The sequence below is a fragment of the Wolbachia endosymbiont of Drosophila bicornuta genome (assembly GCF_028982105.1).
GTDB classification, from domain to species: domain Bacteria; phylum Pseudomonadota; class Alphaproteobacteria; order Rickettsiales; family Anaplasmataceae; genus Wolbachia; species Wolbachia pipientis.
In genome coordinates, this window is record NZ_JAPQLF010000133.1 from 11,959 (window position 1) to 19,027 (window position 7,069).

Sequence of the window (7,069 nt, forward strand, 5' to 3'; positions counted from 1 at the left end):
TTCTTTGTCTTTTTTTCTGCTTAGTAAACTTCTTAAACATTTGCAGCGTAAGTTAGTTGCAATTAAAAGCAGCTTAATCTTGCTTGTCAAGCGTTTAAAACATAAAAAACGCCAATATTTTAAAGCGGATAATAACCCCAGGGTTTCTTTTGCCTTTTTTTTCATTTGGTAAATTTTTTAAATATTTATGGCTAAAGATTGCACGAATGTTGCAATTACAAAAACGATTTCTACTAGGGTATCACGCACTGGGATGACACCATTCTTTTTCCTGGATCCAAGTAGTCAGGGCACTGGGATGACAGCTACCCTGACAATCGTCACCCCGCTGCTTGTTAGCGGATACCGCGGCGTTATGACGTAGAAGTTATACTTTTATGCTTACCAACTTAATAAAATTCCTGGATTCCAGTGTCAGCTACTTTCATGACACCAACAGTTGATATTGGTTTGTTGCTTTGCTAGCCAACTACTAGCTATGCCTCAAGTTTCCTATTCAAAATTTTCAATATCAAATCCAATTCATTTGGATTATCATACCGTATCATAACTTTACCCTTAGAATTGTTGTCATTAATTTTGATCTTTAAACCAAGTTGAGAAGATATAGCGCCTTCTATTACTGTCATATCTTGATTTCTAGTATATCTCTTCTCTTTTTGATTGTTGTTTTGATGTAGGTCCTTTATCAGTTTTTCAGTTTGTCTAACGCTTAAGCCCTGAGAAACTATTTTTTCTGCAATACTTTCCGCATTTTCAACATTAATCAACGCTCTTGCATGACCCATAGACAATTTTTTCTCATTGATCATTGTTTTCACCCTATCAGGGAGCAACAACATCCGAATCATATTGGTTATGTGGCTGCGGCTTTTGCCTATAGCTGAAGCTAATTCCTCATGTGCATAGAAAAACTCATCTATCAGTTTTCTGTAAGCTTCACCTTCCTCTATTGGATTAATATCTTGCCTTTGTATGTTTTCAATAATGGATACTTCCAAGCATTCCTTGTCGCTCAGATCTTTTATGATAACCTGTGCACTATCAAGATTTGCAATCTTGCTTGCTCGCCAACGACGTTCTCCAGCTATTATTTCATAACCATCATCATTTGAATCTTTGCGTACCACGATAGGCTGTATAATGCCACTTTTCTTTATCGAATTTGCAAGTTCTCTTAATGACTCCTCGTCAAAATGTTTCCTCGGTTGAAATTTGCTTGGGTGCAGTAATGAAATAGGCAAATGCCCTTGTCGATCTTCTTTATTATCATAATTATCGCCTATGAGGCCGGCAAGACCTCTGCCGAGGCGTCTATCATCCTTCATACTACGCCCTCGCTTACTAGTTTCTTCTCCTTACAACTGCTCGCGTGCTTTTTTAAAATTTCCCTTGCCAAACTTATATATGCTTCTGCACCAGGACACTTAAGATCATACACAATAGCGGGTTTTCCATGAGAAGGCGCTTCTGATAACCGTACGTTACGTGGAATAACAGTCTCATACAATGGGATGATAGTTTTGTATACTTTATCATTTAAATACTGGCAAATATCGTTTTTAATCTGTTCACTGAGTTTGTTGCGCCTGTCATACATTGTTAACACTATCCCTTCTATTGCCAAAAAAGGGTTTAGGTTATTTCTTTTTATCAGCTCTACAGTTTTAACTAAATGGCTTAATCCCTCCAAAGCAAAAAATTCACACTGAAGAGGGACAATAATAGAATTAGCAGCAGTCAAAGCATTTATGGTTAGAAGCCCAAGTGATGGAGGGCAATCGATGATTATATACTCATAATTATCGCGTATCTTCTCTAATGCGCTTTTTAGCACAAATTTTCCTCGCTCAAGTTGCGATAATTCAATTTCTGCAGCTGATAAATCAACTACTGACGAAATTAGTGATAAATTTGGAATTTCCTTTATATTGAAAATTGCCGATTCTATCAATTTATTTTCGCTGCTTAGTAGTATTTTGTATATATTTTTTTCTTCCCTACTACGATAAGAAATCCCGAGCCCGGTGCTAGCATTTCCTTGAGGATCAAGATCTACCAATAAAGTGCTTTTTCCCACAGCAGCAAAGGCTGTCGATAAATTTATACTAGTTGTGGTTTTGCCAACTCCACCCTTTTGATTTACTATTGCAATAATCTTGCTCACGCCTTTTATCTTATGTATAAAATAATTCTATTGTATATATGCAAGAAACTTTTGCATTAGAAAATTTTTTTGTTGTTAACCACACTAAAATTAGACTGTCTTTTTTGCTTTGTGTAACACACTTTGAACCTTGTTTCCTAATTCATTCAGAGTGAATGGTTTTGGCAAAAAGTGAAAATCTTCTATATTGATGTCATCACTCTTTAAAAAAGCATCTTCTGCATACCCAGAAATAAAAATAACGTTGATATTTGGCCTATGGATCAATGCTTCTTTAACTATTTCTGGGCCGCTCACCTCTGGCATGATTACATCAGTGATTATAAGATCTATGTGTTGACTTTTTTTACTGATTATTTCTAGCGCCTCGCTGCCTATGCTTGCTTCTATTACATCAAATCCTTTCCTTTTTAGTGCTTTAGCAATGAATTCCCTTACTGAATCTTCATCTTCAATCAATAAAATTATACCATTACCTTTAATTTCACTTACTACAGGTCTTTCTATTTCTTCACTATCTTCCTCTCTCAGATTTTCATCTGATATGTAAACCATGGGCAAAAATATGCTAAATTTAGTTCCATGATTTACTTTGCTAGCAACATAGATGTATCCTTCAGTTTGTTTAATAATGCCATATACAGTAGAGAGGCCAAGACCTGTACCAGAGGTAATATCTTTGGTAGAAAAAAATGGGTCAAATACCTTTCCAATTGTATCACTTGTCATTCCACATCCAGTATCAATTACTTCAATCACAACATAATTTCCATGTTCGATCGTTTCCTTGTCTGGAGAAAACATATCCTGAGGTGTAGAATTTAATGAGTCAATCTTTTGATTAAAGGTTCGTATAGTTAATTCTCCGCCCTTTTCCATAGCAGCACTAGCATTGACTGCTAAGTTAAGTATAACTTGCTCTAATTGCCCTTGATCAGCCCTAACAGCACCCAAGTCTCTACCATAATAAATATTAAATTTTATATTTTCACCTATTAATCTTTTTATCATTTCATAAAGATTAGCTATAGTATTATTTACATCAATAATTTTTGGCTGCAAGGTCTGTCTTCTTGAGAAAGCAAGCAATTGTCTTACTAAATTTGATCCACGCTTTGCATTTTGCTGTATCTGTATTATATCTCCAAAAGATGCGTCACCAGCTGAGTGTTGGAGTAAAAGCAAATCGCAAAATCCTATTATCCAAGTCAATATATTGTTGAAATCATGCGCAATACCACCTGCTAACTGCCCTATAGCTTGCATCTTTTGATAATGCTCAAGCTTTATCTCTAGGTTTTTGTGTTCAGTATTGTCAATAAAATAACAAAGTATGAAGATCATTTTATTATGAAGAAACTTATTGAAATATATTTTTATGTTATTACCGCCGTTGAGCTGTACATCAAAAGACGCATTATTTATTCTATTACTCGAAAAATATTCACGTATTTTCACATGATAACTATCCAATATCAACGTAAAGATTGAATTATTATCTGACCCTGCAAGCTTTATTAGTGCAGTATTTTTCTTTACAAAGTTGCCGTTTATGTCACATTGTGCGATAGCAATTGATGAATTTGCAAAACAAGGGTGTAATTGATAATCAACAATATTTGATTCGGTTGGTGTTATAAAGCCATATATATAGCTATGGTTGTATTTATCACAAAATATAGCAGTGCTCATATAAGCCTTGAATGGAATACCACTTATAGTAAAAAACAAAATTTCATTATCGGTTGTTGTATTGTTATATTTAGATTGAGATATAAAATCACTGATTGAGCTACCTTTTTCCAGTTTTTTTAGTTCAAATATGTCTAAAAATCTTTTATTTACAGATAAAATCACCCCTTTGGCATTTGCAATGTAAGTTCCTATGCTGTGTTTTTCTATTAACTCTTCATATATCTGCTCCTTGTTTATCTGTGTTGCTTTTAATACAAAATACCCATCTGGCCTTGCTATTGGCACTAATGATAAATTTAAAATCTTATTACTATTTATAGCAATTTGGGGATTATCTGGTATCGGCTCAAAGAGCAAAAGAAAGTTAGATACTCTATTCTTCTTGTTTAAGGAAATGCATACCTGTACAGAAGAGTTATTTTTTAGTGCATGATAGAGTACTTTTTTGTCTGCTTCTGAAACATCTCCTATTTCAAGAATCTTATCTAACGTAATGTCATCATCTATATGATCTTTAAACCTTTCGTAGAACCTTGCATCAGCATAAATAATACCTTCATCTTTATGTAAAATAAGGCAAAATTCTGTATTATGATTTAGTGCATTTGCAAATATTGCATTTTGAAATTCTATAGTATTAAGTAGGTATCTGTAGCGTTTTACATTATACATCATAAGGAGAGTTGTTAGAATGCTAACTAATAAATTAATTTCTATATTAATATGCTGACTATATATATCAAAAAAGTAGAGTATCGATATTGCTACTGGAGGTAAGAGCATAATAACTGCCATCACAACAATTGACATTCCATAATTTCTTAGTATGAAGTCAACCCTGTTCTCTTTTTTGTTATCTATGTATCTTTTATTCATTATTGTTACTTGGCATTGTTGTACATACGAAAATGTTCTATTATATTGATTTAATTATTATAGATTTATTAACGTCTTTGATAGATAATTATCATCCAAATCTAATTAAGTTCCTTAAATATCAGATATAACAATGTTAATAAGCTAGCAAGAGGATATTATGGAAAAACAAAAAACACAAGCATTTAAATGGTTCTGTGCACTAAGAGATAAGATCATAGAATCTTTCTTATTAATTGAAAAACAATCATCCGCAGAGCCAAAGATCGAAAAGAGAAAGTGGGATCGCCCAGGTGGTGGAGGTGGTGAATCTAGAATTATTTTTGGTAATGTTTTTGAAAAAGTTGGAGTAAACGTTTCAAAAGTACACGGAAAATTTGCAGATTCAGCCATTAATGAAATTCCTGGTGCAAGTGAAAGTAACGGAGAGTTCTGGGCAAGCGGTATATCTTTAGTGTCTCATATGCAATCGCCCCTTATCCCTGCAGCACATATGAACACAAGGCTGATATATACTTCAAAACAATGGTTTGGTGGAGGAATGGATTTTACGCCAATATATAGAAATGAAGAAGATTGCAGGTATATTCATGAATCAATCAAAATGACATGTGATAGATTTGACACCGGATATTATCCAAAATTTAAAGAGCAATGTGACAATTATTTTTTCTTACAACACAGAAAAGAGCCACGTGGCATTGGTGGTATTTTCTATGATAATCTGAGTTCTGGTAATTGGGAAAATGATTTTGAGTTCACAAAAGCAGTAGGTGAAGCCTTTTTGGAAATTTATTCGCACGTCATACGTAAACATATGCAAAAATCTTGGACAAAAGAACAACGAGAAAATCAATTAATAAAACGTGGCAGATATGTAGAATTCAATCTGTTATACGATCGTGGCACAAGGTTTGGTTTAATGACTGACGGCAATCCAGATGCAATTATGATGTCAATGCCACCACTTGTTAAGTGGTTATAGAGAGCTGCTATTAGTAGAAAATAAATCATCATAGTTTAAAATTGTACCATGGTAGTGAGCTTTTATATAGGGGGTATAATCATGGGCATAATAGATAATTTTTTAATTAAATCTGTCAAAAACAATGACATAAAAGGTGTTAAACTGACTCTAATTCTCTATGATGCATTAAATAGTTTTAGAAAATTCTTTTCAAAGACTATGTCTCTCAAGAATACAGGATCATTTGATATAAATAATAATCAAGCTTTAAATCAGGCTTTAGGACATGCTACAGATCACAAAATAATGGAATTGCTGATTAATCGTGGAGCTGATATCCACTCAATAGATGAGAATGGAAAGAATGTTATAATTCGTGTTATTGAGAGTTTAGCAGAATCAAAAAATCTAAAATTGGATAGTGAGAAAAACTTACCAGCAGAGATAATTCTTCACCCCACAGTTTCCTTTTTACTAGGAAAAGGCGCAGAGTATTATTCTACAGATGATTTGAATGTTGAAGCTATACAACAAAAACCTCCTAGAACCTCTGAATATGAGCCAATAACTATGTACGCTGAGGTGAACAACAATGTAATACCACCTCAAAAACCTTCTAGAACTTTTGAGTATAAGCCAAAGAGCACTAATTATGATGCTTTGCCTTCAAAAGAGCCAATTTACGCTGAGGTGTATGATGCTAAGGTTAGTAACTCATTAGGGGAGAATGGTTATTTGAGTGTATCAGAAGAATCTATTTATGCTGAAATATATGATTCACATAAAAAATCCACTGAAAATTTATCATTGGAAGATAGTGGTTATTTGAGTATATCAGAAGAACCTATTTATTGCACTATAGATGATCTTTCAGAACAAAAAAGCCTACTAGCCTAAAACAGAAAGAGCCAGAACAGTCGTCAGAACCTATTTATGCTAGGGTAGATTTGTCCAAGAAAAGAGCAGAAAGAAAAGCAAAAGACATAAAAGCTAATTCTGGAACTTGCCATGGGTTAGTGCAAGATAAAGTGAATGATTGGCAAGTGAAGCTAAATGAGCTAAGTGCTAATAAGTCGATAAGTCAGCAACAGACTAATGATCAAAAAATTAAGACCAAGGCTGGCTTTAGTGTAGAAGAAATAAGGCAGAAATATGAGCGTAGAGATTCTGGCTACGATTCTGGCTATGATTCCGATACAAAAGTTGAACAACAATTAGAATTAGCTCCTAAATCTGAGATAGGTTCAGTGAGTATTGAGCATGGAGTAATAGGAGGCTGTCGATATAAGCATACGCGTCAAGTTAAGGAAATAAAGGTATGAAAGAGATAGAATAATAAGGTATAAGTTCTCCCAGATATATAG

At 33.8% G+C, this 7,069-nt stretch carries 7 protein-coding genes; 4 read left to right on the forward strand and 3 right to left on the reverse strand.

What is annotated here, in order from left to right:
- The first annotated feature begins 187 nt into the window (after positions 1-187).
- Entirely contained in the window at positions 188-364 is a 177-nt protein-coding gene (locus OZD68_RS05795) for a hypothetical protein (protein WP_182309823.1), read from the forward strand.
- A 112-nt stretch (positions 365-476) separates the two neighbouring features.
- Here OZD68_RS05795 and OZD68_RS05800 read toward each other — a convergent pair whose 3' ends face one another.
- The 3 genes from OZD68_RS05800 to OZD68_RS05810 form a co-directional block, all read right to left on the reverse strand.
- Entirely contained in the window at positions 477-1,328 is an 852-nt protein-coding gene (locus OZD68_RS05800) for a ParB/RepB/Spo0J family partition protein (RefSeq protein WP_182309822.1), read from the reverse strand.
- Entirely contained in the window at positions 1,325-2,167 is an 843-nt protein-coding gene (locus OZD68_RS05805; RefSeq protein WP_182309821.1) for a ParA family protein, read from the reverse strand. Before OZD68_RS05805 ends, OZD68_RS05800 begins: the two co-directional genes overlap by 4 nt.
- A gap of 90 nt (positions 2,168-2,257) precedes the next feature.
- The gene (locus OZD68_RS05810) at positions 2,258-4,738 is read right to left on the reverse strand and encodes a response regulator (protein ID WP_182309820.1); all 2,481 of its coding nucleotides are present in this window, start codon (positions 4,736-4,738) and stop codon (positions 2,258-2,260) included.
- A 160-nt stretch (positions 4,739-4,898) separates the two neighbouring features.
- Between OZD68_RS05810 and hemF the strand changes: the two genes are divergently transcribed.
- The 3 genes from hemF (at position 4,899) to OZD68_RS05825 (ending at position 7,027) form a co-directional block, all read left to right on the forward strand.
- A complete protein-coding gene (gene hemF, locus OZD68_RS05815) occupies positions 4,899-5,723 on the forward strand; it encodes an oxygen-dependent coproporphyrinogen oxidase (protein WP_182309819.1) in 825 nt (274 codons plus the stop codon).
- Between the two features lie 81 nt (positions 5,724-5,804).
- Positions 5,805-6,602, forward strand: a complete 798-nt coding sequence (locus OZD68_RS05820; protein WP_244663027.1) for a hypothetical protein — start codon at positions 5,805-5,807, stop codon at positions 6,600-6,602.
- A gap of 50 nt (positions 6,603-6,652) precedes the next feature.
- Positions 6,653-7,027, forward strand: coding sequence for a hypothetical protein (locus OZD68_RS05825; protein ID WP_259366091.1), 375 nt, complete (start codon positions 6,653-6,655; stop codon positions 7,025-7,027).
- Positions 7,028-7,069: the final 42 nt, after the last annotated feature.